The following is a 22,968-nucleotide window of genomic DNA, read 5'->3' as shown; positions in this document are numbered from 1 at the left end:
CCTCCGCCACGGCTTGGGCCATCTGCTCGATATGACCGTAGGACGAGTAGTAAACAACCAGGATCTTGGCCATGGGAGATCTCCGTGTTTGTGTTGCGACGACGCGGTACGAAGAGACGCAAACGCATGTTCAGAACTTCACAGCCGTCTCGAAGCCGACGAAGTGGGCTGTCTTGGATAGGCCTGTGTCCTTGATGAACCGTCCCGGCGTGAACACGGAATAGGCGAGCTCGGCGCTGAACCAGCGGGTAGGCTCCCATCCGAGAACCACATCCGCCTGGGTTCCGATGTGGCGGGCCCGGCTGCCATCCGAGGGACGCACGAGGCCACCCTCGGTGTCATAGATCATCCCGTGCAAGGACCCACTTCGCCGCATAAGCGACAACGAGCGTTGCCCAGACGACGCTGGCCATGAGCATCAACAACTCGCCGTAGATTGTGGAAAGGCCCCAGACCTGATGGGCAGCTCGCCATGCACCCACAAGTCCCGCCAGGCCCAGCACAATACCGAAATACGAAGCCGGAGTAGTGGGGGTAGACGCGAACTTGCCGATTGCTGCGGTCATGTCCGAGTTCCTCCCTGACCACCAACACCCAGCTGCCGCTTCAAGCGCTCGTTCTCGGCCCGCAATGCAGTCAACTCGTTGCGTATGGGAGCGAGCGCCTCGACGAGTTCGGCTTGCGTGAAGCGGGGCGTGATGTGCTGGGGACAGTTCCACTCGAAGGCCGCGACGGTAATCCGCACGGCGCGCTCGACCCGGGCCTGATAATCCGGCACCGCGAGTTCCGCTGCGGAGTCCGGATTGTCCCTGATATCCGTGACCGCCATGTGACCCAGGATCTTCAGGCGCTCGCGATGGGCATAGTCCATCAGGAACAGAGACACGCGGTCGTTGCCGATTACATTGCCTGTGGTGATGTACTGCTTGTTGCCTCGAAAGTCGGCATAGCCGAGCGTGTGCTCATCAAGCACGCGAAGGAAGCCAGGCGGGCCACCACGGAACTGCACGTAGGGCCACCCGGTCTCTGACACGGACGCGATGTAGAAGCTGTCGCGGGAGGCGATGAACGCGGCCTCGTCGGGTCCGAGCCGGTCATTGGCATCGGGACCGCTCTCGCGCCGGGCGTATGCCGCCCGGCTTCCCATCCGCTGTTGCACCGCTTTGACGGTGTCGGTGAAAGCGATCTCCGAATATCTGTGGCTCATCGCAGCCTTCCCCTTCTGACTTATTCCCGCCGGGTGGCTCCCGTGCGAGCAACCGCCCGGTCAAGGAAGTCGTGGATCAGAGCGGCGATTTCCGGCCCGTGCGTCTCGAGCGCGAAGTGCCCGGTATCCAACATGTGGATCTCAGCCTTTGGGTTGTCGCGCTTGTACGCTGCCCCACCGGCCGCGACGAAGATCTTGTCGTTCTGACCCCACACCACCAGCATCGGAGGCTGCCGCTCGCGGAAGTAATTCTGCCATTGCGGGTAGAGCGGCGGGTTGGTGCGGTAGTCATAGATCAGATCAAGCTGGATCTCCTGATTGCCCGGACGATCGAGTAGTACCTGGTCGAGAGTCCAGGTGTCAGGGCTCAAGAGCGACAGGTCCTTGACGCCGTCGGTGTACTGCCACCGTGTGGCCTCGGGTGACGACTGGGACCGCATGGCCTCCCGCTCCGGGCCGGTGCCGGTTTTCCAGAAGGCCCTGATCGGATCCCAGAAGCTGGTCATGCCCTCGTCATAGGCATTGCCGTTCTGAACAATGATGGCCGTCACCTTGTTCGGGGCACCGCTGGCGAGCCGGAAGCCCACAGGAGCGCCATAATCCATCACATACAGGGCATAGGAGCCGAGGCCGATCTGCTCGGTAAACCGGCTCATCAGTCTGGCGTAGCTGTCGAAGGTATAGGTGAACTGTGCCCGATCCGGCGCATCGCTGTGGCCGAAACCCGGGTAGTCGGGCGCCACCACGTGGTACCGATCGGCCAGCCGCGGGATCAGGTCACGAAACATGTGGGACGAGGCCGGAAAACCGTGCAGGAGCAGAACGGCCGGAGCATCCGGCGGACCCGCCTCCCGGTAAAAGACTTTGACGCCCTCGATGGTGACCGTCCTATAGTGAGTTTGATTGATGTTGGGCTCAGTTCGCGGGCGACCATTCGGCTGCGCCATGACCGTACCAGCCATCGCGAGAAGGCTTGCGGCGGCAAGGAGAAAAGCGGGGTTTGGCGTCATGACGTTCTCCTTTAAGCGGCAACGAAGCGGTAGGCCGTGCCCTTGCGTTCGGCATAGCCGACGCCGGGATAAACCCAGTGATAGCCGAGCACCTTGGTCTTCTCGGCCGCCACGCGATCCAGGAAGGCTTGGCGGCTCCTGAGCGCGATCTCCGGCTCGGTGTCGAAGCCGAAGTGCCAGTCCGGATGCTCGAAGAACACGATGTTGCTGGCGGAGACATCGCCTGCGATAATCAGACCATCCCCGCCGGCCAGTTCGTAAGAGACATGGCCGGGCGTGTGACCGCGCGTCTCGATCACCCGCATGCCACTGACAATCTCGTGGCCGGGCTTGACCCGCGTCAGCCGTTCCTTGACGGCGGACAGGTCACGCTGGGCGCCGCGGGCAAAATCATGCAGGGCTGCCGGCATGGTCTTGTCGTAATTCGGGTCAGTCCAGAATTGCCACTCCGCGTCACCGACGAAGTATTGGGCGTTAGGACAAAGCAGCCTGCCATCGGGAAGGATGGTGCCGCCCGCATGGTCCGGATGAACATGGGTGAAGACCACCTTGGTGATGGATGCCGGATCCACGCCAGCCAACGCCAGGTTGGATGCGAGCTTGCCGGCGCTGGCCTGGAACTTGTCACCCGAGCCGTTGTCGACCAGGATCAGGTCGTTGGCCGCTCTGATCAGCGGAATGTTGACATGAAAGGGAGCGCTGTCGGCAGTGCCACCCAGACGCTTGAGGATGGCAGGACGCTCGTCCGGTGCCGTATCCGGGAGAATGATACTGGCCGGCAGCATGATGAACCCGTCGCTGAGGACGGTGATCTCGAAAGCCCCATGGCTGAAGCGGTAGGGTTCGGCCGCATAGGCTCCCTTTGGCACAAGGGGAAGCGTTGTGAGAGCGGCTCCCGCAGCGATGAAGTGGCGTCGGCTGGGGCTGCGAAACTGGTTTCGACTCATGGAAGCATCCTCATCTCGGTCAAGCCCCAGTCTGCGTTCACAGATCCTGGTATGCCCACTCCGCCCCCATCCAACGCATCTTGCCTGCGTCGGACATGATCCGGCCGAGGCCCGGGAACGGCATGTGGGTGGCGGCGATCAGGGCTTTCTCCTCGGCAGCGCGCGGGAAGAACTTCGCCCGCATGGCCTTAGCCGCGTCCCGATCCTGCTCGAACAGGAAGTTGATGTCAGTGGCAGCCGGATGCACGACCGGGAACAGCATATCCGAGACCATGAGCAGGCTCTGCCCCCCATCCTCGACCCTCACCCCGATGTGCCCTGGCGTATGACCCGTCAGGTCCACGAGCGAGACGCCGCGCGTGATCTGGTGATTGCCATTGGTCTGCTGCAGCTTGGGATAAAGCCGCATCATCTCGGCCGAGATATCGAAGCTGGCCTTGAGATAATCCGGGGCGGAGGCCCGCTTGGCCGGGTCGGTCCAGTGGACAACATCACGCCGGTCCACATACACCTCCGCCTTCGGGAAGTTCTGCCGCCCGCCGGCCACAAGACCGCCCATATGGTCCTGGTGCATGTGGGTGATGATGATGGCATCGATGCTGTCCGGGCGGATGCCAACGGCTACCATAGCGCTGGGCAGACGTCCCGTCTTGCCAAGAGTGCCTGCGGGGCCGCCGTCGATCAGGATCAGGCGCTCGCCGTCATCGACGATATACTGGTTGAACACGAAGCGCACACCACCGGGCTTGGCCATCGCCATGGTGTTGGCCATGTCCTCGACCTGCTTTGCGTCACGTCCGGGGAAGTAGGAGAAGGGCATGTCGGCATAGCCGTCCGCCAGGGCCGTGATGGTGAAGCGGCCGATCTTGAACTGGGCGGCCGGCGGCAGGGACTTGGCATGGTCGGCCTGCCCCTGCGTGGTGCTGCTTGCCTGGCCTTGCGGTTGCCCTTGCGCGAAGGTGGGGTGAGGGGATACGCCAACCGCGGCGGACCCCGCAGACAGACCGAAGGTAAAGGTGCGGCGTGAAAGATTGATCATGGCGTGCTCCTTCTGGTTGATTACGATTCAATGCGGTGCAGGGTCGACAAAGACATACAGAGCTTTGATGCGCCCGTTCTCGACCCAGGCGACATCCGTGCCGGTCACAGCGGTGGGACCATCGCGTGGACCAGCACGCCAGTGCAGGCGGGCCACTCCGTTATGACCGACGGCAGGACCCGCGGCGGTGAACACGAACGACGGCTGTAGGCGTGAATAGAGCGCTTCGACAGCGCCAGAGAGGGCTTCGTATCCCGTCGCCGTTGCATCGGGCTCGAAGAGGCTCGCATCCTCCGCGTAGATCTCCTTGAGTGCGATTAGTCGTCGGCTTCCGTCGCGCTTACCGAAGACGCGGCTCAGGTGTGCCTGCATCAGGGCGTCGAAATCCACGCGGACTGCCATCCTGGATCTCCTGCGGTTACATGCCGAGTTCGCTGAGGCCTGGGTGGTCGTCCAGCCGGCGCCCCAGAGGCCAGTGGAACTTGCGGTCGGCTTCCTTGATCGGCAGGTCGTTGATGCAGGCAAAGCGGCGGCGCATCAGTCCGTGCTCGTCGTACTCCCAGTTCTCGTTGCCGTACGAGCGGAACCAGTTGAAGGAGTCGTCATGCCACTCGTAGGCATAGCGCACGGCAATCCGGTTCTCGTGGAAAGCCCACAGCTCCTTGATCAGCCGGTAGTCGAGCTCGCGGTCCCACTTGCGGCGCAGGAACTCGACGACCTGTTGCCGGCCTTGGAGGAACTCGGCCCGGTTGCGCCAGTAGGTGTCCTCCGTGTAGGCCAGCGAGACCTTCTCAGGATCCCGGCTGTTCCAGCCGTCCTCGGCCAGGCGGGCTTTCTCGATGGCGGACTCGCGAGTGAAGGGTGGCAGGGGAGGACGATCGGTCATCGCAGGTCTCCTTCTGTACGGCGTGTCCTTCAGATCCTTCGGCTCAGATATCAGCGTCTCGCGGACGCCAGCTCCCACACAGCGTCCGCGAACTCCGTGGGAGCCTCTTCGGGCAGGTTGTGGCCCACGTTGGGGATCACGCGATGCTTGCGCCCACCCGTGAACTTGGCGGCTGACGATCGCCCGTCCGTTGCCGGCACGACCCCGTCCGCATCCCCATCCATCGTGATCGTCGGCACCGGAATGGCCGGCAGCGGCGCAAGGCGCCTTTCGATCTCGTCGTATTGTGGATACCCTGCCGCAAGCCCGAGACGGTGGGGGTAGGAGTGAACCACCACGTCGACATAGTCCGGGTTGTCGAACGCGCTGGCGTGCCGGTCGAGCGTCGCCTCGCCGAAGCGCCAGGTCGGCGAATTGCGTTGCCAGAGGGTTCTTGCGAGTTCGCGCCGGTTTGCCGTGAGTCCCGCGCGCCCGCGCTCGGTCTGCAAGTAGTACTGGTACCACAGGCCAGACTCGACGGACGGCGGGAGAGGACGTCCGGCATTGGCGATGTCCTGGATCAGATAGCTGTTGACAGACACCAGGCCTGCACACCGCTCGGGCCAGAGGGCGGCTACAACGCAGGCGGCTCGACCGCCCCAATCGTAACCGGCGAGCACGGCCCGGTTCAGCCCCAAGGCCTCCATCAGGCGGACCACATCATCCCCGATCGCACCTTGCTGGCCAGACCTTGGTGTTCCGCTGTCGAGGAAACGGGTTGTTCCATGCCCACGCAAGTAGGGAACAATCACACGACATCCACGCTCAGCCAGAATTGGTGCAACCTCAACATAACTGTCAACCGAATACGGAAAGCCATGGAGCAGCAGAACCAGGGGGCCAGCACTCGGTCCTGTCTCGTAGTACCCGATGTTGAGAACGCCGGCTGGCACCTGCTTGACGGAAGCCAATCCGAGGCTTGATCTCCGGACTTGGTCGGCGCTGGCATTACCGTTGTCCATGATCGTCATTCCCGCGGTCGCCATGCCGCTTGCAATCATCACTCCGAGGAAGCTTCGGCGATTATGATTGGCTGCATCCGGCATGACCGATCGTTCCTCACGGCGGACAGATCAAACGCCCATGTACACCAGCTTCGTGAACAGGGTGGGGGTCACGGCGAACTGGCCCCACTTGGCGTCATAGTTTGCTGTCGGTTTGGCCGCGATCGTGTCGTCCAGAGACCGGCCCTGCTTCTTGAGTGCGGCCACCTTTTCGCGAAGGTCGACGAGCATGTCGCGGAATTGCTGAAGCTCCGCCTTGTTGCTGGCCGGCGGACCATGACCCGGTATCACGGTGGTACTGTTGGTGACGGCCTTCAGATTGGCCTCGGCAGCCCTGATCGTCCCCTCGATGCTGCCGCCGGTCGAGTAGTCGATGAAGGGATAGAACCCGTTCCAGTACGTGTCGCCGGTATGCAGGATGTCTGCCTCGGCGAAGGTGACGGAGATGTCACCATCTGTGTGGGACGGCCCGTAGTACTTGAGCGCGAGCGTCGCGCCGTTCGCCTTTAGGGTCTTGTCGGTAGCGAACACTTCGCTCGGAACGGCACTTGCCGGCCAGGGCGGGAAGTTGAAGTCCCAATCCTCGACCCGCGTGGCTTCCGCGAGATGCTTGCGGGCATTCTCGTGGGCGATGATGGTGGCGCCCTCTTTCTTGAGCCATTCGTTGCCGTCGGCATGGTCGAAGTGCCAATGGGTGTTGATCAGGTGCCGGACCGGATCCTTGCTGAGGCTTGCTAGCGCTTCCTGGATGCGCGGGCGCGACGCGGTGATGCCGGCGTCGACCAGGACCATACCGTCAGAGCCGGTGAGCACGGCAATGTTGCCGCCCGAGCCCTCGAGCACGCTGACGTTGCCCCGCAGCTTGTGGACCTTGATCGGGGCCTCCGCCGCCGATTCTCGGATGCTGTCGACGATGTTCTTGGATTGGGCAAAGACCTCGCTCGGCGTCAGCCAGGCGCCGGACGCCGCGAAGGTGGTGGCGCCGAGGCAACATAGGCAGAAGCCGCGACGGGAAAGATGGTGGTGAGAGATCTCGGTCATGGAATCTCCTCCTCGGCCGTACTGGATGGGCCTAGCCTTTGACGAAGGCGAGCAGGTCCTGGTTGAGGCGGTCCTTGTGCGTGGTGGGCAGGCCGTGCGGTGCGCCCTCATAGACCTTCAAGGTCGCTTTCGGGATGATCTTCGAGGATCGTTCCGCCGAGTTGGCAAAGGGCACGATCTGGTCGTCATCGCCATGCACGACGAGGGTTGGGACCGTGATCTTCTTCAGATCCTCGGTGAGGTCCGTCTCCGACCAGGCCTTGATGCCGAAATAAGATGCCGGGAAGCCGGCTATCATGCACTGATACACGAACTGCTCGCGCACGCCCTCCGACACCTTGGCGCCGGATCGGTTGTAGCCGTAGAACGGCAGGCTCAGGTCCTTCCAGAATTGAGTGCGGTCGGCAAGCACCCCCTCACGGACCTTGTCGAAGTTCTCCCGCGGCTGGCCAGTCGGATTGGCCTCGGTCTTGAGCATGAACGGCGGAATGGCGCTGACCAGCACCGCCTTGGCGACGCGCGAGGTACCATGCCGGCCGATGTAGCGGGTGACCTCGCCGCCGCCTGTCGAGTGCCCGATATGGACCGCGTCCCGCAGGTTGAGCTGTGTGACGAGTTCGGCGAGGTCGTCGGCATAGGTGTCGAGGTCATTGCCATGCCAGGTTTGCCCGGACCGGCCGTGGCCGCGCCGATCATGGCCGATGACGCGAAATCCATTGTTGGCAAGGAAGAACATCTGGTCCTCCCAGGCATCGGCGGTGAGTGGCCAGCCATGGCTGAACACCACCGGTTGCCCCTGACCCCAATCCTTGTAGTAGATTTGCGCGCCATCTTTGGTGGTGATCGTTCCCATGGGCTGTCCTTTCGAAGGCTGGGCGGGAAGGGGCTGCGCCTCCGCTGGGTCGGGAGCAGCGAGCAGGGCCGGAGTTGCCACGGTTGAGGCCGCGAGCAGGCCCGCAGCACCGGCGAGCACGGTTCGGCGGGATGGGTCGAGGGAAACTTGAGCCGGCGGGCCAGACATGCGCACACTCCCTGAAAGCATGACTTGGCCGGAACGGGCGTGGTGTCTGGCACCGCGTGCCGTTAGGGCAGATACCTGATCTTGGTTCGGGTCGAAGCGGCGGCTTGGAGCGCCTTTGTTTCTTACGCTGCGGGAGAAAATAGCTCCGGTTGCCCGTCCGGTGTTAGAACGCGATTGCCGGAAAATGCCGTAAATTGCCAAATCCTGCGGGGTTGATCGGGCGAGTGGAACTTAATGCCGCTCCATTCATGAACTCGTGGAGATTTGTCCCGGATTGCATCAGGGAGTGGAGGGAGGAGCGGTCGAAGAGCGATGTGTGCGTCCGAGAATGAAGTTGTTGCTTTCAGGCCCTATTTCACGCCCATGAGGCGGCTGGACGCTTTCGAGCAGTTGATGCCGGTCCGGTTCCGACAGAGCGGACTGACGGTTTCCCGGGCACGCCGTGGCCGGCCAGACCTGGGCTCGACCTTGCCGAACGCGCGACGCGACTTCTGGCTGGCGAGCCTGACCTTGATTGGAGCCGATTCCTACAATGCCTGGTGCGACGATCGCCATGTTCGGGCAGCCGCGAAGCCCCCCGGCGGACTGATGATCGTGGATCAACGGCAAGCATGGATCGCCGACATCAGACAGCCGATCGACTCCTTGCACGTGTTCGTTCCTCTGGCTTCGTTGCACGAACTCACAGACGAGGCGCACGCCCCCCGGATCGAGACGCTTGTGTGCCCGATCGAGGCGCCGCAACTGGACGAGGTTATGCTGCACCTGACACGGGCGATCCTGCCGGCCCTGTCGCGACCCCACGAAGCCTCGCCGCTCTTCGTCGATTATATCCTCCGAGCCATGCTGGTTCATCTGGCTCAAACCTACGGCGGGGTCAGCCTCACACTTGACGTTCCCCGGGGCGGATTGATGCGGTGGCAGGAACGCCGGGCTAAGGACATGCTGTTGGGGAACCTCCAAGGCAACTTGTCCCTGTCCGACTTGGCCGCAGCTTGTGGGCTCTCCGTCAGGCACTTCTCCCGTGCCTTCAAGGCGACAACCGGAGAGCCGCCCCACCGCTGGCTCCTGCGACAGCGGGTTGAATACGCCAAGGGACGGCTGGCCAGCACCAATGACACCCTCGGGGCGATCGCCTTGGCGTGTGGGTTCTCCGATCAGAGCCACCTCTCGCGCGTGTTCCGGGCTTTCACCGGAACCACCCCCGGCGACTGGCGCAGGCACCGTCGAGGCTGAATTCGTCTACGCCATGTCCGAATTCTTCGGAAATGTCCGGCCTCGACAAGACCAGCTACCAGGATATCTGTAAAAATGTGAGACGGATCTTTGTGCTCATTCGAGTGAATAGACATCCCCGTCGACGGATATGGCGTGGCTTTCCAAGCAACTTGAGGGCCCATGAAACTCGGCGATGCTGTCGATCTTCGCTACCACGATCCCCTGCCGTCCGAGACCTTGCGGCTCGACGTTCGATGGGACGCGTTGGCGGCCGAGCACGTAGTCATGCTGCGCCCGAAACCGCACAACTTCGTCCTTCACAGCAGCCGCCACTACATTGCCCTCCTCAACGGCTGTCGCGAGGATGGAGAAACAACCGCCGATGGCCTGCCCCGCTCAACCCTGCGGGACGGTCGCGGCAAGCTGATCTTCATTCCAGCCGGCTGCCGACTCCATGGATGGGCGCAACCGGGCGCGAGCCCGATCGCCTTCACGGCCGCGTATCTTGATCCATCGGCAGGCTCGTGGCCTGACACCGATGCCGATCGGCTGGTGCCGATGCTGCACTTCGAGCATCCGTTGCTGGCGCAGATGATGCTTCACCTGGACCGGATCCTGACGCAGCCGGGTATGTATTCCCGCGTGTATGCCGAGGCGTTTGCCATGGTTATGCTTGCGGAGATCATGCACAGCCAGGCAATCGGCCTGTCGCGGGGCGGTTCCAGGACCGGCAGAGCCTCCCAGGTGAAGGGTGGTCTCGCGGGTTGGCGGTGCCGTGCCGTGTGCGACTACATCGAAGAGCATCTCGCGCAGGACGTCTCATTGACTGAACTGGCGGCGATCGTCGAGCTCAGCCCGTATCACTTCTGCCGGGCGTTCAAGGAAGCGGTCGGCGAACCGCCGCACCGTTACCAGATGCGCCGCCGCGTCGAGCGTGCCAAGGGGCTGCTGGCCAACCGCTCCCTGTCCATTGCCGACGTGGCGGCGGCAGTCGGCTACAACAGCCCAAGCCAGTTTTCGGCCCTTTTTGCGAGGATGACGGGCCTCTCGCCAGGAACCTACCGGCGGAAAATGATCTAGAAGGCTGCTATGTGATAGCATGAAAATTTCTACAGCCACCGCGTTTGGCGGACGCCTGGACCGCCCCCTAAGTGCCGGGTCGCAAGGATTCCAGCAGGCACGCATTCGTGGTCTAATCCCAGTCCGTTCCAAGGAACAGCTGGAAGAGGCGAATGACAGCTCCATTGCGGCGCTTGCAAGTCCCCGAAACGCTGCTTAGGCAGGCGGGTGAGGTCTGGTTCGAGCACTCCGACGAAAGCCTCTTCATCATTGCGGTCGAGCCGGACCGTTTCGTCTTTGAGCTCCTCAATCCGGCCCATGAGAGGCGCACGGGCCTCAGAAACTCTGACGTGTCCGGCCGGACACCGCATGAATGCCTGCCGGCTGCAGTGGCAGATGCCGTGACGGATCATTACCGGGCCTGCGTAGAAGCCGGCGAGGCCATCCGATATGAGGAAACCCTGGACCTGCCCAGCGGCGTCAGGCACTGGCACACCGTGCTCACCCCGGTTCGGGACGACTCCGGGCGGATCTACCGGCTCCTGGGGAGTTGCCGTGACGTGACAGTCGAGCACGAGGCGCTGAGACGGGAGGAAGAGACCCGGCGCCTTACGCAGAAGATGATCGAGGCCTCGCCCGACATCCTTTACGTCTATGATCTCGTCGAGCATCGCAATGTCTTCATCTCCGGACAGGCGCGGGAGATCCTGGGCTGGTCGCGTGACGAGATCGCCGGAATGCATGAGCAAGTCCTGAACACTCTGACTCATCCAGAGGATCTCCCTGCCGTGCGCGATCACCTCAGCCAGCTTCGATCGCTGTCCAATGAGGCCATTGCCGAGGTGGAGTACCGCATGCGGCGACCCGACGGCCGCTATGTCTGGCTGCACAGCCGGGAAAAGGTGTTCCAGCGCGGCACGGACGGGTTGGTGAGCAGGATTTTCGGGTCCGCGATCTGCATCCAACTCTACAAGGACAGCCAAGCCGAGCTGAGCTCCGCCAAGGGCCTGCTGCATGCAACCCTCGATTCCCTCACAGCCCAGATTGCCATCCTGGACGCCTCCGGGCGGATCATCGCCGTCAACCAAGCTTGGCGTGAGTTCGCCGAGCACAACGTCCTGACCTGGCCGACCGATCCGATCGGAGCCGACTACGTCAGGGTCTTTCGGGCCTGTGCCGGATGTGAGCCCCACGCGGCCGCTGTGGCCGAGGGGGTCACCGCGCTGCTGGCCGGCACCCGATCGGATTTCCAGATCCTATACCTGTGCGGCAGCCGCCGGTTTCTGCTGCGGGCCAACCGCTTCGAGCACGAGGGGGCGGTCCATGCGGTGCTGGCCCACGAGGACGTCACGGAGCTGGCCAGCGTGCGCCGGGAGCTCGACGCCACGGCGGAGCGGCTTCTTGGCCTCCAGGAGGAGGAGCGGCGGCGCATCGGGGCGGAGCTGCATGACTCCACGACCCAGCACCTGGCGGCGGCGGGACTTGGCCTCGCTCAGATACAGCAGTTGGTGCCTGATGATCCAGACCTCGCCGCGGTCCTTGAGCGAGCAACGGCATCACTGGCCGAGGCCCAGCGCGAGATCCGGGCCTTCTCATACCTGCTCTTTCCCCCCAGCCTCGACCGGGACGGCCTGGCCTCGACCTTGCGGCACTTCATTCAGGGATTCGCCCGGCGCACGAGCCTGAAGCTCACCTGCAGGATCGACGATGCCGCGGACGGGATCGCCCCGCCGGTGCAGCGGACCGTTCTCCGGGTGGTTCAGGAGGCCCTCACGAATGTCCACCGCCATGCTCAAGCCACTCGGGTCTCGGTGAGGATCCAGGTGGATGGGCCGAGCCTGACACTCAGGATCACGGACAACGGCGTCGGTCTGGCCGGCGCCAACGATGATCCCGTCCCGGAACTGGGCGTCGGCATTCCCGGCATGCGGAGCCGGGTCCGGCAGTTCGGGGGTGACCTGACCCTGACGAGCGGCCGGCGGGGCACAAGGGTGCAGGCCTCGATCCCGCTGCACCCAACAGCAGATGGCGGTTCGAGCGATCCACCCTCCTGACGCCGACCTCAGGAGTTTACCGGACTGGTGCCGAAGCACCATGGAGCTAGCCTGGGTATGATCCCTGCTTCCAGCGAGGTCCACGATGACGCGCATCCTCATTGCCGATGACCATGATGTGCTCAGAACCGGACTGCGGGCCTTGATCGAGACAAGGTCCGGCTGGGTGGTGGTCGCGGAATCGCGCGACGGCCTCGAGGCGCTCAGGGCGGCCAAGGCAAGCAGGCCCGACATCGTGGTGCTCGACTACGCGATGCCGATCATGAACGGGATCGAGGTGGCCAGGCAGCTCCGGGCTCGGCCTCCGCGGCCCGAGATCCTGATCTTCACGATGCACGATGACGATGCGATCCTCCGGGAGGCGGTGCTGGCCGGCGTGCGGGGCTATCTGCTCAAGTCAGATGCGCAAGGCCATCTCCTGGAGGCGATCGCGACGCTGGCCCGGCACGAGGCCTACATCTCCGGCCAGGTCTCCGGCACCCTGCTTGAGGCGGTTCTCAAGCCCGGGAACCTGCAGGACGGCGATCCGCTGACGCCGCGGGAGCGCACGGTCGTCCAGCTCATCGGGGAGGGGCGGACGAGCCGGGAGATCGGCCCCATTCTGAACGTCGGCATCAAAACGGTCGAGAGCCACCGGGCGTCTGCTATGCGCAAGATCGGCGCCACGAGCACGGCCGACATCGTGCGCTACGCCATCCGCCACCGCATGGTCGAGGTCTGAGCCGGCGCCTCAGCCTTTCCCTGAGATCGGATCGGGCTCTCCCCAATGGTCTCCGGCCTGGCTTGGGTTCACCATGGCGAATCAACGCACACGTCATGAACTGTCAAGACCTCTCCGGGAGACGACCATGAACCGGGATGATGTGGTAACCCTGCAGGCTCGCAACCGCCTGACCGCCGACACCTTGCGGCTGAGCCATGGCTGGGGCGTTCTCGAGGCCGAGCATGTGGCGATGCTGCGACCACAGCCGCACGACTTCAGCCTCCACAGCAGCCGGCATTACCTTGCCTGGCTGAACGTCTATCGCAGGGATGGTGAAACCTTCGCGGACGATCTCCCCCGTTCCACCCTGCGGGATGCCCGGAGCAAGCTGGTCTTCATCCCGGCCGGGTGCCGGCTGCAGGGCTGGGCCGAGCCGGGAACCGCGCCCATCGCCTTCACGGGCGCCTACCTGGACCCGGCGATCGGCTCATGGTTGGAAGCAGGCGAGCCCGTGCTCGCCCCGATGCTGCATTTCGAGCATCCCCTGCTGGCCCAGCTGATGCTGCAGCTCGACCGCATCCTGGCGCAGCCGGAGAATTATTCCCGCATGTATGTCGAGGCGTTTGCCACCGTTCTGCTGGCGGAGGTCATGGCCTGTCAGGCAGTTGACCTGAAGCCGGGCCACCGCACCGAGTGGCACAGACCGGCCAAGGGAGGACTGGCGAGCTGGCAGCGCAAGGCGGTGTGCGACTACATCGAGGAAAACCTGCAGCAGGATATCTCCCTGGCCGAGCTGGCGGCGATCGCACGACTCAGTCCGTACCACTTCTGCCGGGCGTTCAAGGAAGCCGTCGGCGAGCCGCCGCACCGTTACCAGATGAGCCGCCGCATCGAGCAGGCCAAGACGCTCCTGGCCAAGCCTTCGCTGTCGGTCAGCGATGTTGCTGCAACGGTCGGTTACGGCAGCCTGAGCCGGTTCTCGGCCCTGTTCCGGCAGACCACCGGGCACTCGCCCCGGGAGTACCGGCGAAAGATGATCTAGAGGACGTTACGATCGGCGGCATGCCACGGATGCGTCTTACCCAGACGGTCAGGCGTCCTGCGGATCCAGCACCCTCAGTTCGTCTGCGCAATCGTCGCACATGGCTGACGGGGTTGGTCCTGCCGCAGCTATTAGGCCACAGGCTGCTGACCAAAAGTTACCGTGACATCACCCTCTACCCCATCAGATCTTGCGCTGGCCCCCAGTAGTGTCGCGCATGGGTTCTATTCGGCGATTCCGTTGCGTAACAGCCGGTTGACTGCCTGGACGACCCGCTCGTGCTCATCCTCCGAGAAGGGGCTGAGGTCGTGCATTTCCAGGCTATTCAGACCCTCAATGGCCAGCCAGCCCACCAGCGCCGCGTCCAGATCGTCCGACGTGACCTTCAGGTTATCCAGGGTCGCCTTGATCACCTCGCGCACAGGTTTGAGCAGGTGCGGGTTCTCGGCCGACGCGGCCAGCAAACCACTGGCGACCTCCCTCATTCTGCCTCTGCGTAGCTTGAGCAGCGCTGCTGTGCACAGGCGCGCTTCCAGGTTGCGCCCGGGCTCGGCTTGAACTCGGAGCGTCTCCCGCTCCGCCGCGACCTCGTCGACAAGGCGCTGGACCATGGCCTGAAGCAGCGCTTCCTTGGTGTGAAAGTTGTAGAGCAGACCGCCCTTGCTGAGACCAGCCCTTTCGGCGACGGTTTCCAGTGTCAGCCGCCCCGAACCGATTTCGCTCACAAGCTCCGCAGCCGCGTCGAGAATTTTCTCGCGAGAGCTCTTCCGGCCTCGAACAGGTCTCAACATTTCCCACTCTTGCCCTGAAGCGTTCAGTCAAAAGCGATTGGGCATATCGGCACCTACCCTTCCGGCGTCAAGGAGAGGGGATCACTGCACTGATGAGGGTCTCCTTCTATGAGACCTCCAGGGCCGGCGCAGTAGGTCAACGTCCGCTCCTGCTCTGTCGGCTCAACCAGACTGTCGCCTGATCATCGTCCCCGGCAGAGCTCTTGCGCTACCCACGATTCATGCATGAGGATGCTCGGCCGTCATCGCCCATCCAAGTCCAACGAAGCACCGCTCGCCTGTCCAGACTGGATCCACAATCATCGCAGTATCGCCGAGCGCCTATGGGCCAGGCTCAAGGACATGGAGTGGCGAGCCGTTGCCACTCTCTCCGAGAAGACCGCCACATTGTTCATAGGCGCTCTTTGCCTCGCCGCCCTCCTGGTTGGATCAAGCATAAACAGAGCATAGCGTGCCTGGCGTAGAATTGTGACATAAAGGAGATACTTGAGGCCGCTATCTCTCGCTCAGCTTAACGCCGCGGAGAGACACATGCCTGACGAGATTAACTGTCACTCTAGTCGCCTTTTGGAGGACGCGGCCCCGACAACTGTGATTGCTGATCAATCTTCGTCGCAACCCATAAATGAATTCGCTATCCAATTCGTCGAGATAAGCTCAATCCTTACTAATACTATGGATCGCATGTTCGAGGCTGATCGCTCGCGATATTCACTAGGCGTTCTGGCGGAGTTGAGCGCGCTGGTGCGTCGCGTTCGGGCGACTTCACCCGACAGTGTCCTTGCCGAAATCGCTCATGCAAAGATCGGGAGGATCATCGCACTTTGTGGTGACGCCAACATATGACGTGAGGGGCTTCCTGATGAGAGAAGTAAGGCGGCCCGCATGCATTCCGAATGAGAGCGCCTGGATCTTAACTACGGCGATCAGGGATGACGTAAGTTCAAGAGACGACCTGCGGAACCGAAACGGAGGAACTTCTCCGGCCGGCCGCATTGTCTTGATGCTCGTTCTCCGCAGACTACAGGAAAATCAGTGCTCGTCTTAACGTGCGCAGGCCAGCGGCAGGCCGCTACTGCGTTGGTCCGGTCTCGACGGGGCAGCCGCTATCCAATCAGGCCGGGTACCCTACGGCACAACAGTAAACGCGGGTGTAGCCCCATTTCAGCGCTTCCGCCGAAGCATACGCCAAAAGGACGCAATACTTGCCGTAGCGGTAGAAAAACCACCCCGCGTCCCGGCTGGTAACTTGCTATCCTTCATCCATGGCGAGGCTGTCCTCAAGGCGCATCACGACTAACTTCCTCAGCAGCCTGTCAATTTCTTCAATCTGGATCAAAATTTCTCGACCGCAGGCCGGACGTCGAGCTCCAGCGTCCAGACGGTATGCGGCTGGCGATGAAGGTGCAGATAAGTCGCCGAAAGCCCATCGGGGTCAAGCATCGTGTTTGGATCTCGGTCCGGCTGACGTTCGCGTGCGATGGGCGTCGCGATCTGGCCATCGATCACGATATGGCCGACATGGATGCCCTGCGGCCCCAGCTCCCGCGCCATGCTCTGGGCAAGCGCCCGGAGGCCGAATTTCGGGATTGCGAAAGCGGCAAAGCCCGCGCTGGCGCGTAGGCTCGCGGTCGCGCCGGTGAAAAGGATCGTGCCGCGCCCTTCCGGCACCATGCGCCGGGCCGCCTGTTGGCCGACATGGAAGCCGCCCAGGCAGTCGGTGCGCCAGCACCGCTCGAAAACGGCGGGATCGATGTCGAGGATGCTGCCTGGCTCGAACGTGCTGGCGTTGAACACGACGAGATCCGGCGCGGCGCCCACGGCGTTGAACACGGCCGCGACCTCGTCCCCCTTGGTCACATCGCAGGCATGGGCGGTAACGCCGTGCAGCCCCGCCGCGTCGCGCAGGCCCTCCAGCTTCCCGACGTCGCGTGCCGCTATGGCGACTGCCATGCCCTCGCCCGCGAGCCGTCGCACGAGCGCCATGCCCAGGCCGAGCCCAACGCCGAAGACAATCGCCCGTTCGTTCCTGCCGCTGCCCATGGGAGTCCTCCTCTCCAGCCTGTTGGTCGATGTTCTTGACGATGCTCAGACGTCATCTCGGTTGCCCCTTGTCGGTTTCGACTCCTTGTACCAAGTTGTCTCGTTCGGCGTGTCTTCCAGGACCACTCCCTTAGCCCTCAGTACGTCCCGGATGCGATCTGCCTCAGCCCAGTTCCCCTCCCGGCGGGCCTCCGTACGCTGCACGATCAAGGCTCTGACCTCTTCACCCACGTGTCCGCGCAGAAACTCATCGTTGTTGTTGAAATCGAACCCAAGAATTCTGCCAGCTTCCCGCATGGCCGCTGCAATGGGGATCCGCTCGTCCGGATTTCCAGTCCTCAGATCGTGGGCAAGCCGATGCATCTCCGCAATAGCCAAGGGCGTGTTCAGGTCGCTCGCGAGGGCCTCCAGGACAGGGGCGTGATGACCTTTCGTTTCCTGACCAGCGGCAATGCCGTCGAGAGCTCTATGCCAGCCTTGAAGTGTCGTGGCAGCCTCCCGAAGCAGCTGCTGGGTCCAGTCGAGCGGGGAACGATAATGCGTCATCAACAGCGCCAGCCGGATCACCGCACCAGGAACTCCCTGATCGAGGACATCCCGGACCGTGGTGAAGTTCCCGGCACTCTTCGCCATCTTCTCCCCGTCAATGAGAAGCATGCCGTTATGGATCCAGCAGCGAGCCAGGGGAGCTCCGTCATGAGCGCACTGGCTCTGGCTGATCTCGCAGTCATGGTGAGGAAAGCGCAGATCTGCTCCGCCGCCATGAATGTCGATGGTGGTCCCCAGCACAGCCTCGATCATGGCAGAGCACTCGATGTGCCAGCCTGGACGTCCTCGGCCATAGGAGCTGTCCCAGCCGGGTTGATCGACAGTGGATGGCTTCCACATAACGAAGTCTGAGGGATGCCGCTTATAGGCGGCGGGATCGACACGGGCGCCGGCCTCTAAATCCTCCTGGAGGTGACGGGATAGCAGTCCGTGGGCTGGGTAGGACGGCACATGAAAGAGCACGTGCCCTTCGGCCTCATAGGCGTGCCCTCTGTCGATCAGGAGGCCAATGATGTGCAACATCCGGTCAATGGCGCCGGTTGCGCGGGGCTCGTGGGTTGGGCGCTCCACACCCAGTGCGTCCGTGACCTCATGGTAGTCTTGAATCGTGCGCTCCGTCAGGTCGCTGATGCGTTCTCCATCCGCCTTAGCCCGTTCCATGATCTTATCGTCTACATCAGTGAAGTTCCGGGCGTACACAACTTGCGGATAATGATATCGGAGCAGGCGGAAGAGCACGTCGAAGACCACTGCCGGCCGGGCGTTGCCCAAATGCGGCGTGTCGTAAACTGTTGGGCCACAAACGTACATGGTGACACGGTAGGGATCCTGAGGCACGAAAGGCTCCACCATTCGTGTCATCGAATTGTGCAGACGCAGGTTCATGAAGTTGCCTCCTGTACAATCCGGGACCACCACCATTGCTCCTTGGAGATGTAAGGAGAGGGAGCCGAATGACCTGGCTGTTACGCCTAGGCAGGCAGAGCTAGGCTTGGGCAGCTGAACATTGAAGCGACGTGCTTGGGCTGGGCAAGGCCTCGGCCCTCCTATGAAGAAGCTTGTCTCAACGGCAGGAAACCAATCGCTTGGCGCTGCGGTCCTTGCTGCTTCAGGGTGGCCACCATGTCTTCGTATTCGTGCTCCATTTCCGGCGTGACCGAGGGCCGTGCCTCCCGCAGGGCCTGCTCAAAGTGGGCCATAGTGATGGTCTGCGCGTCGAGGGCTTCACGCAGGGCAAATAGACCGGCTCGGCGTGTGAGATCCTCGAGATCGGCTCCGGTGAAACGGCTGGTCCGTTCGGCGATCACGTCCAAATCGATATCCGGCCCCAGAGGCATGGCCTTGGTGTGAATGCCGAGGATATGCCGCCGCCCCTGAGCATCGGGGACCGGCACGTAGATCAGCTCGTCGAACCGGCCCGGCCGCAGCAGGGCAGGGTCAATCAGGTTCGGCCGGTTGGTGGCCGCCATGACGACGACGCTCTGAAGCTCCTCAAGACCGTCCATTTCTGTCAGGATCGTGTTGACCACACGCTCGGTCACGGCGGGCTCGCCAAGCCCGCTGCCGCGGACGGGAGCAAGGGAGTCGATCTCGTCGATGAAGATCACGGTGGGCGCGACCTGGCGGGCGCGGGCGAAGAGGCGCGACACCTGCTGCTCTGACTCGCCATACCATTTGGAGAGAAGGTCGGAGGATTTGGTTGCCACGAAATTGGCCTGAGCCTCCCGGGCAACCGCCTTCGCCAGAAGCGTCTTGCCGGTGCCGGGCGGACCAAAGAGCAGGAAGCCCTTGGCCGGACGAATCCCGACGCGGCGGAGCGACTCGGGGTTCTTGAGCGGAAGCTCCACGCCTTCGCGCAGGCGGGTCCTGGCCTCCTCCACACCGCCGATATCGTCCCAGGTGACGTTGGGCACCTGGATCACGATCTCGCGCAGGGCCGAGGGTTGAACCCGCTTCATGGCGTTGAGGAAGTCCTGCCGCGTGACCTGCAGGCTCTCGAGCACATCCGAGGGAATGCCGTCCCTGAGATTAATGCCCGGCAGGATGCGCCGCAGGGAGTCCATGGCCGCCTCGCGGGAGAGAGCCGCAAGATCCGCACCGACGAAGCCGTAGGTGGTTCGGGCGACCTCGTCGAGGTTCACGTCCTCGGCTAGGGGCATGCCGCGCATGTGGATCGCCAGGATCTCGCGCCGGCCGGGCTCGTCCGGGACGCCGATGACGATTTCGCGGTCGAACCGACCCGGACGGCGCAGGGCTTCGTCGATGGCCTCCCGCCGGTTCGTCGCGCCGATCACCACGATGTTCTGGCGCGGCTCTAGCCCATCCATAAGGGTGAGCAACTGCGCCACGACGCGCCGCTCAACCTCGCCTGTGACTTCCTCACGCTTGGGAGCGATGCTGTCGATCTCATCGATGAAGATGATGGCGGGTGCATTCTGCTGAGCCTCCTGGAAGACCTGCCGCAAACGCTGCTCCGACTCGCCGTAGTGACGGCCCATGATCTCGGGGCCGGCGATGTGAAAGAACCGTGCTTCCGTCTCGTTAGCCACGGCACGGGCCAGCCGGGTTTTGCCGGTGCCGGGAGGACCGTAGAGCAGAACCCCTTTTGGCGGATCGATGCCGAGGCGCTGGAATAGCTCCGGATGGCGCAGCGGCAGTTCCACCATCTCGCGCACCTGATCAACCGTGCTGCCGAGACCGCCGATGTCGTCATATGTGACGTCCCCCCGCCGCACTTCCTTCGGCTCCTCGAACTGCGGACGAAGATCGACTTCTGTCTTGGCCGTGACCTGAACGATGCCGCGGGGCTCGGTCGAGACGACCACAAGACGGATCTCCTGTAGGCCGAAGGCCGGAATATTCAACATCCCGCTCAGCTCGTCGGGCAGGCGGGAGCCGGCGATGTTGGGGGTGCAGACAGAGGTGGAGATCACGTCGCCCGCCGTGAGCGGCCGCTGATGGAAGGTGCGCTTCAGGGCGTCGCTGCAACCCTGCAGGCGGAATCCTTTCTGGGCGGGAGCGAGCACGACTCGCGCTGCTGGGCGAACTTCGGCCCTTTTGACCTCGACATAATCGCCACTGCCGACCGCGGCACTGACGCGCTGGAGGCCATCGAGGCGGAGGATGTCGAGCCCTTCGTCCTCAGGATAAGGGCCGACGACCAGAGCCGTCGTGTGGCGTTTGCCGATGATTTCGATAGCCTCTCCCTCTTGAAGAGCCATCGCTGTGAGTGCCTGATGGCTCATCCGAGCTATGCCGCGTCCTGCATCGCCAAGGGGAGCATTCGCGACCTGGAGGCGTACCGCCTGCCCAATTTCTGCCATTGCTGCCGTCCCATCGGTGAGTTAAGCGAACACGCGGTGGCAAGCACCTCGATGAACGCCGTGTGCAGATTCTCTTGCGTGTTACAGGTCCGGAGGTCTGGGCTAGGCTTCGGCAAGAAATCCGCAGATCAAACACCTCACTTTTTGCTAACTGCTTGTTCTTTGGTGGGGATATGCTCTTGGTTCGAGGGTAGCCTCAATCGCAGTCTCCAGCCACAGGTGAAGCGATATGGTCGTGTTTCATGGTGGCCTCGCTTGCTGCTATTCGCCAGTCCCACACGCCTAAACAGCACGCCAATCTGTATGGACGACTAACTTGTTCCGGTCCAATTCGGCCATTTTTGCGGTACGCGCCTGGAAAGCACTTAGCGGTAGTCTCACGCGTTATCATGAGTCGAATGCCCATTGACGCCTAGTCAGCGATTGTCTCGATATTGCGGGAGCTTGTCGGAACTTGCGGAAATTGTGAGTGTGAATTGTGTTCTGACGGTCCGCGCTAGTCTTCACGCCTGAAGATTGGAGCTTTGAGCGCCGCTCATACAGCCGGCATAAGTGTCGACCATGATGACTCTAATCGAGCAGACAAAAGGGCCCGGAGCAATCCGGGCCCTTTCTTTTACGGAGATCTCCGGGTGGAGATCAACGCTCCATGCTTGCAGACCTAGGCAGCGGTGCTGCGACGAGGCAGCTTCCAACCCGGACGGACAAAGTGGCAGGTGTAGCCATTCGGAAGCCGCTCGAGATAGTCCTGGTGCTCCGGCTCCGCCTCCCAGAAGTCACCCGCAGGGGCAAGTTCCGTGACGACCTTGCCCGGCCACAGGCCCGAGGCATCCACATCCGCAATCGTGTCCTCGGCCACCTGGCGCTGCTCGTCCGAGGTGTAGAAGATCGCCGAGCGGTAGCTCAGGCCGAGGTCATTCCCCTGCCGGTTCTTCGTGCTCGGGTCATGGATCTGGAAGAAGAACTCCAGCAGGTCGCGGAAGCTTGTCTTCTCCGGGTCGAAGATGATCTCAATCGCTTCGGCGTGTGTGCCGTGGTTGCGGTAGGTCGCGTTCGGCACGTCCCCGCCGGAGTACCCGACGCGGGTGGAGACGACGCCGGGGCGGCGTCGGATGAGATCCTGCATGCCCCAGAAGCAGCCCCCGGCCAGAATGGCCCGTTCAACTACACCAGTCATGTTCATTCTCCTTTCTCTGCAAAGAGCCTGCGAAACTCGCCATAGCCCTTACTTTCTAACTCATCCAGGTGGACGAACTGCAACGAGGCCGAGTTGATGCAGTAACGCAATCCGCCGTCCTCTTGTGGTCCATCCGGGAACACGTGTCCCAGGTGGCTGTCGCCGTGGGCCGAGCGCACCTCGGTTCGCACAGTGCCATGGCTCGTATCGCGGCTCTCGATGATGTTGTCGGCCTCAATCGGTTTGACGAAGCTGGGCCAGCCGCTGCCGCTGTCATACTTGTCGAACGAGGCGAAAAGAGGCTCGCCTGAGACGACGTCAACATAGAGTCCGGGTTCGTCGTTGTTCCAGTATTCGTTGGCGAAGGGGCGCTCAGTGCCGTCCGTCTGCGTTACCCGGTACTGCTCCGGGGTGAGACAGGACAGGGCGTCGGGGTTCTTGTGATAGGTCTTCATTGGCTGTTCTCCTTCCGTCATGAGGACGATGGGCTCAGGAAGTGGTTGACGAGACTGCGTTCTGGCGTGCGATGAGATCGATCTCGCCGCGGGAGATGCCAAGATCATCGAGCTCGCGATCGGAGAACTGCATCAGTTCGCGGACGGTCTCGCGGTAGCGCTGATAGGCGCGGATCTTCGACAGCATGAATGTGACAAACATGGAAAACTCCTAATGTTGAATGGGCCAGCATGGCCGGTTTGGGAATGGTGATTGCTGCTATCGGAGTATCAGCGGCCGGAACGGAGCGCCGCGAGCGAGTCGATGGCGATCCAGAGGGAGAGGGCGAGCAGGCCGACGTCCTTGAGCAGGAACTGCCC

General features: G+C 62.6%; 24 protein-coding genes and 2 pseudogenes. 7 read left to right on the top strand and 19 right to left on the bottom strand.

All coding sequences use genetic code 11. From position 1 onward, the window contains the following. From IC232_RS32670 to IC232_RS28445, 12 genes and pseudogenes are all read right to left on the bottom strand, one after another. A pseudogene (locus tag IC232_RS32670) lies at positions 1 to 73 on the bottom strand (NAD(P)H:quinone oxidoreductase); the annotation flags it as partial. A gap of 57 nt (positions 74 to 130) precedes the next feature. Further along, complete coding sequence (locus IC232_RS28495) at positions 131 to 349, bottom strand: hypothetical protein (protein ID WP_190848325.1); 219 nt, start codon at positions 347 to 349, stop codon at positions 131 to 133. Beyond that, positions 339 to 566 (bottom strand): hypothetical protein, encoded by a 228-nt coding sequence (locus tag IC232_RS28490; protein ID WP_190848324.1) that lies wholly within the window; start codon positions 564 to 566, stop codon positions 339 to 341. Before IC232_RS28490 ends, IC232_RS28495 begins: the two co-directional genes overlap by 11 nt. Further along, positions 563 to 1,207, bottom strand: a complete 645-nt coding sequence (locus IC232_RS28485) for a pyridoxamine 5'-phosphate oxidase family protein (RefSeq protein ID WP_190848323.1) — start codon at positions 1,205 to 1,207, stop codon at positions 563 to 565. Before IC232_RS28485 ends, IC232_RS28490 begins: the two co-directional genes overlap by 4 nt. 20 nt (positions 1,208 to 1,227) lie before the next feature. Continuing rightward, on the bottom strand, positions 1,228 to 2,217 hold the full coding sequence (locus IC232_RS28480; protein WP_190848322.1) for an alpha/beta hydrolase: 990 nt from the start codon (positions 2,215 to 2,217) through the stop codon (positions 1,228 to 1,230). A gap of 11 nt (positions 2,218 to 2,228) precedes the next feature. Beyond that, positions 2,229 to 3,164, bottom strand: coding sequence for an MBL fold metallo-hydrolase (locus tag IC232_RS28475; RefSeq protein WP_190848321.1), 936 nt, complete (start codon positions 3,162 to 3,164; stop codon positions 2,229 to 2,231). Between the two features lie 37 nt (positions 3,165 to 3,201). Next, entirely contained in the window at positions 3,202 to 4,203 is a 1,002-nt protein-coding gene (locus IC232_RS28470) for an MBL fold metallo-hydrolase (protein WP_190848320.1), read from the bottom strand. 27 nt (positions 4,204 to 4,230) lie between these two features. After that, positions 4,231 to 4,605 carry a nuclear transport factor 2 family protein gene (locus IC232_RS28465; protein ID WP_190848319.1) on the bottom strand — a complete coding sequence of 125 codons (375 nt, stop codon included), beginning with the start codon at positions 4,603 to 4,605 and terminating at the stop codon, positions 4,231 to 4,233. 16 nt (positions 4,606 to 4,621) lie between these two features. Continuing rightward, entirely contained in the window at positions 4,622 to 5,089 is a 468-nt protein-coding gene (locus IC232_RS28460) for a DUF1348 family protein (protein WP_190848318.1), read from the bottom strand. 50 nt (positions 5,090 to 5,139) lie between these two features. After that, entirely contained in the window at positions 5,140 to 6,174 is a 1,035-nt protein-coding gene (locus IC232_RS28455; protein WP_190848317.1) for an alpha/beta fold hydrolase, read from the bottom strand. 27 nt (positions 6,175 to 6,201) lie between these two features. After that, on the bottom strand, positions 6,202 to 7,173 hold the full coding sequence (locus tag IC232_RS28450; protein ID WP_190848316.1) for an MBL fold metallo-hydrolase: 972 nt from the start codon (positions 7,171 to 7,173) through the stop codon (positions 6,202 to 6,204). A 31-nt stretch (positions 7,174 to 7,204) separates the two neighbouring features. Next, the gene (locus IC232_RS28445; RefSeq protein WP_190848326.1) at positions 7,205 to 8,026 is read right to left on the bottom strand and encodes an alpha/beta fold hydrolase; all 822 of its coding nucleotides are present in this window, start codon (positions 8,024 to 8,026) and stop codon (positions 7,205 to 7,207) included. A 561-nt stretch (positions 8,027 to 8,587) separates the two neighbouring features. On the opposite strand from IC232_RS28445, the gene IC232_RS28440 reads away from it, so the two are divergent. The 5 genes from IC232_RS28440 (at position 8,588) to IC232_RS28420 (ending at position 14,270) form a co-directional block, all read left to right on the top strand. Next, a complete protein-coding gene (locus tag IC232_RS28440) occupies positions 8,588 to 9,430 on the top strand; it encodes a helix-turn-helix domain-containing protein (protein ID WP_190848315.1) in 843 nt (280 codons plus the stop codon). 162 nt (positions 9,431 to 9,592) lie between these two features. Beyond that, positions 9,593 to 10,492 carry a helix-turn-helix domain-containing protein gene (locus tag IC232_RS28435; RefSeq protein WP_190848314.1) on the top strand — a complete coding sequence of 300 codons (900 nt, stop codon included), beginning with the start codon at positions 9,593 to 9,595 and terminating at the stop codon, positions 10,490 to 10,492. A gap of 152 nt (positions 10,493 to 10,644) precedes the next feature. Then, positions 10,645 to 12,525: a PAS domain-containing protein gene (locus IC232_RS28430; RefSeq protein ID WP_190848313.1), complete on the top strand. Its 1,881-nt coding sequence runs from the start codon at positions 10,645 to 10,647 to the stop codon at positions 12,523 to 12,525. 85 nt (positions 12,526 to 12,610) lie between these two features. Beyond that, positions 12,611 to 13,246 (top strand): response regulator, encoded by a 636-nt coding sequence (locus IC232_RS28425; protein ID WP_190848312.1) that lies wholly within the window; start codon positions 12,611 to 12,613, stop codon positions 13,244 to 13,246. A 127-nt stretch (positions 13,247 to 13,373) separates the two neighbouring features. Continuing rightward, entirely contained in the window at positions 13,374 to 14,270 is an 897-nt protein-coding gene (locus tag IC232_RS28420) for a helix-turn-helix domain-containing protein (RefSeq protein ID WP_190848311.1), read from the top strand. A 224-nt stretch (positions 14,271 to 14,494) separates the two neighbouring features. Here the strand turns inward: IC232_RS28420 and IC232_RS28415 are convergent, their stop codons facing one another. Next, a complete protein-coding gene (locus IC232_RS28415; protein WP_246812465.1) occupies positions 14,495 to 15,061 on the bottom strand; it encodes a TetR/AcrR family transcriptional regulator in 567 nt (188 codons plus the stop codon). A 249-nt stretch (positions 15,062 to 15,310) separates the two neighbouring features. On the opposite strand from IC232_RS28415, the pseudogene IC232_RS32665 reads away from it, so the two are divergent. After that, positions 15,311 to 15,511, top strand: a pseudogene (locus IC232_RS32665) (hypothetical protein); the annotation flags it as partial. Positions 15,512 to 15,592: 81 nt separating this feature from the next. After that, positions 15,593 to 15,907, top strand: a complete 315-nt coding sequence (locus IC232_RS28410) for a hypothetical protein (RefSeq protein ID WP_190848309.1) — start codon at positions 15,593 to 15,595, stop codon at positions 15,905 to 15,907. A gap of 489 nt (positions 15,908 to 16,396) precedes the next feature. Here IC232_RS28410 and IC232_RS28405 read toward each other — a convergent pair whose 3' ends face one another. The 6 genes from IC232_RS28405 to IC232_RS28380 all read right to left on the bottom strand — a co-directional run bounded on the left by IC232_RS28405 (position 16,397) and on the right by IC232_RS28380 (position 22,810). Then, positions 16,397 to 17,104: an SDR family NAD(P)-dependent oxidoreductase gene (locus IC232_RS28405; protein WP_190848308.1), complete on the bottom strand. Its 708-nt coding sequence runs from the start codon at positions 17,102 to 17,104 to the stop codon at positions 16,397 to 16,399. Positions 17,105 to 17,149: 45 nt separating this feature from the next. Then, positions 17,150 to 18,538 carry a cysteine--tRNA ligase gene (gene cysS / locus IC232_RS28400; protein WP_190848307.1) on the bottom strand — a complete coding sequence of 463 codons (1,389 nt, stop codon included), beginning with the start codon at positions 18,536 to 18,538 and terminating at the stop codon, positions 17,150 to 17,152. 161 nt (positions 18,539 to 18,699) lie between these two features. Continuing rightward, entirely contained in the window at positions 18,700 to 20,976 is a 2,277-nt protein-coding gene (locus IC232_RS28395; protein ID WP_190848306.1) for a CDC48 family AAA ATPase, read from the bottom strand. Positions 20,977 to 21,637: 661 nt separating this feature from the next. Continuing rightward, positions 21,638 to 22,153, bottom strand: a complete 516-nt coding sequence (msrA, locus tag IC232_RS28390) for a peptide-methionine (S)-S-oxide reductase MsrA (protein ID WP_190848305.1) — start codon at positions 22,151 to 22,153, stop codon at positions 21,638 to 21,640. 2 nt (positions 22,154 to 22,155) lie between these two features. Beyond that, entirely contained in the window at positions 22,156 to 22,608 is a 453-nt protein-coding gene (gene msrB, locus IC232_RS28385; RefSeq protein ID WP_190848304.1) for a peptide-methionine (R)-S-oxide reductase MsrB, read from the bottom strand. 34 nt (positions 22,609 to 22,642) lie between these two features. Then, positions 22,643 to 22,810, bottom strand: coding sequence for a DUF1127 domain-containing protein (locus tag IC232_RS28380; RefSeq protein ID WP_190848303.1), 168 nt, complete (start codon positions 22,808 to 22,810; stop codon positions 22,643 to 22,645). Positions 22,811 to 22,968 lie beyond the last annotated feature (158 nt).

The organism is Microvirga sp., from assembly GCF_014699075.1.
Taxonomy (GTDB): Bacteria; Pseudomonadota; Alphaproteobacteria; order Rhizobiales; family Beijerinckiaceae; genus Microvirga.
This window is presented reverse-complemented; position numbering and strand designations above follow the sequence as displayed.

Excerpts from the sequence above, each read along its gene's own strand:
- IC232_RS28450 (WP_190848316.1), bottom strand. The coding sequence starts at position 7,173 with ATGACCGAGATCTCTCACCACCATCTTTCCCGTCGCGGCTTCTGCCTA.
- IC232_RS28420 (WP_190848311.1), top strand. The coding sequence starts at position 13,374 with ATGAACCGGGATGATGTGGTAACCCTGCAGGCTCGCAACCGCCTGACC.
- IC232_RS28460 (WP_190848318.1), bottom strand. The coding sequence starts at position 5,089 with ATGACCGATCGTCCTCCCCTGCCACCCTTCACTCGCGAGTCCGCCATC.
- cysS (WP_190848307.1), bottom strand. The coding sequence starts at position 18,538 with ATGAACCTGCGTCTGCACAATTCGATGACACGAATGGTGGAGCCTTTC.
- IC232_RS28430 (WP_190848313.1), top strand. The coding sequence starts at position 10,645 with ATGACAGCTCCATTGCGGCGCTTGCAAGTCCCCGAAACGCTGCTTAGG.
- IC232_RS28380 (WP_190848303.1), bottom strand. The coding sequence starts at position 22,810 with ATGTTTGTCACATTCATGCTGTCGAAGATCCGCGCCTATCAGCGCTAC.
- IC232_RS28415 (WP_246812465.1), bottom strand. The coding sequence starts at position 15,061 with ATGTTGAGACCTGTTCGAGGCCGGAAGAGCTCTCGCGAGAAAATTCTC.
- IC232_RS28405 (WP_190848308.1), bottom strand. The coding sequence starts at position 17,104 with ATGGGCAGCGGCAGGAACGAACGGGCGATTGTCTTCGGCGTTGGGCTC.
- IC232_RS28470 (WP_190848320.1), bottom strand. The coding sequence starts at position 4,203 with ATGATCAATCTTTCACGCCGCACCTTTACCTTCGGTCTGTCTGCGGGG.
- msrA (WP_190848305.1), bottom strand. The coding sequence starts at position 22,153 with ATGACTGGTGTAGTTGAACGGGCCATTCTGGCCGGGGGCTGCTTCTGG.
- IC232_RS28440 (WP_190848315.1), top strand. The coding sequence starts at position 8,588 with ATGCCGGTCCGGTTCCGACAGAGCGGACTGACGGTTTCCCGGGCACGC.
- IC232_RS28435 (WP_190848314.1), top strand. The coding sequence starts at position 9,593 with ATGAAACTCGGCGATGCTGTCGATCTTCGCTACCACGATCCCCTGCCG.
- IC232_RS28480 (WP_190848322.1), bottom strand. The coding sequence starts at position 2,217 with ATGACGCCAAACCCCGCTTTTCTCCTTGCCGCCGCAAGCCTTCTCGCG.
- IC232_RS28395 (WP_190848306.1), bottom strand. The coding sequence starts at position 20,976 with ATGGCAGAAATTGGGCAGGCGGTACGCCTCCAGGTCGCGAATGCTCCC.
- IC232_RS28465 (WP_190848319.1), bottom strand. The coding sequence starts at position 4,605 with ATGGCAGTCCGCGTGGATTTCGACGCCCTGATGCAGGCACACCTGAGC.
- msrB (WP_190848304.1), bottom strand. The coding sequence starts at position 22,608 with ATGAAGACCTATCACAAGAACCCCGACGCCCTGTCCTGTCTCACCCCG.
- IC232_RS28455 (WP_190848317.1), bottom strand. The coding sequence starts at position 6,174 with ATGCCGGATGCAGCCAATCATAATCGCCGAAGCTTCCTCGGAGTGATG.
- IC232_RS28425 (WP_190848312.1), top strand. The coding sequence starts at position 12,611 with ATGACGCGCATCCTCATTGCCGATGACCATGATGTGCTCAGAACCGGA.
- IC232_RS28445 (WP_190848326.1), bottom strand. The coding sequence starts at position 8,026 with ATGGGAACGATCACCACCAAAGATGGCGCGCAAATCTACTACAAGGAT.
- IC232_RS28495 (WP_190848325.1), bottom strand. The coding sequence starts at position 349 with ATGATCTATGACACCGAGGGTGGCCTCGTGCGTCCCTCGGATGGCAGC.
- IC232_RS28410 (WP_190848309.1), top strand. The coding sequence starts at position 15,593 with ATGCCTGACGAGATTAACTGTCACTCTAGTCGCCTTTTGGAGGACGCG.
- IC232_RS28475 (WP_190848321.1), bottom strand. The coding sequence starts at position 3,164 with ATGAGTCGAAACCAGTTTCGCAGCCCCAGCCGACGCCACTTCATCGCT.
- IC232_RS28490 (WP_190848324.1), bottom strand. The coding sequence starts at position 566 with ATGACCGCAGCAATCGGCAAGTTCGCGTCTACCCCCACTACTCCGGCT.
- IC232_RS28485 (WP_190848323.1), bottom strand. The coding sequence starts at position 1,207 with ATGAGCCACAGATATTCGGAGATCGCTTTCACCGACACCGTCAAAGCG.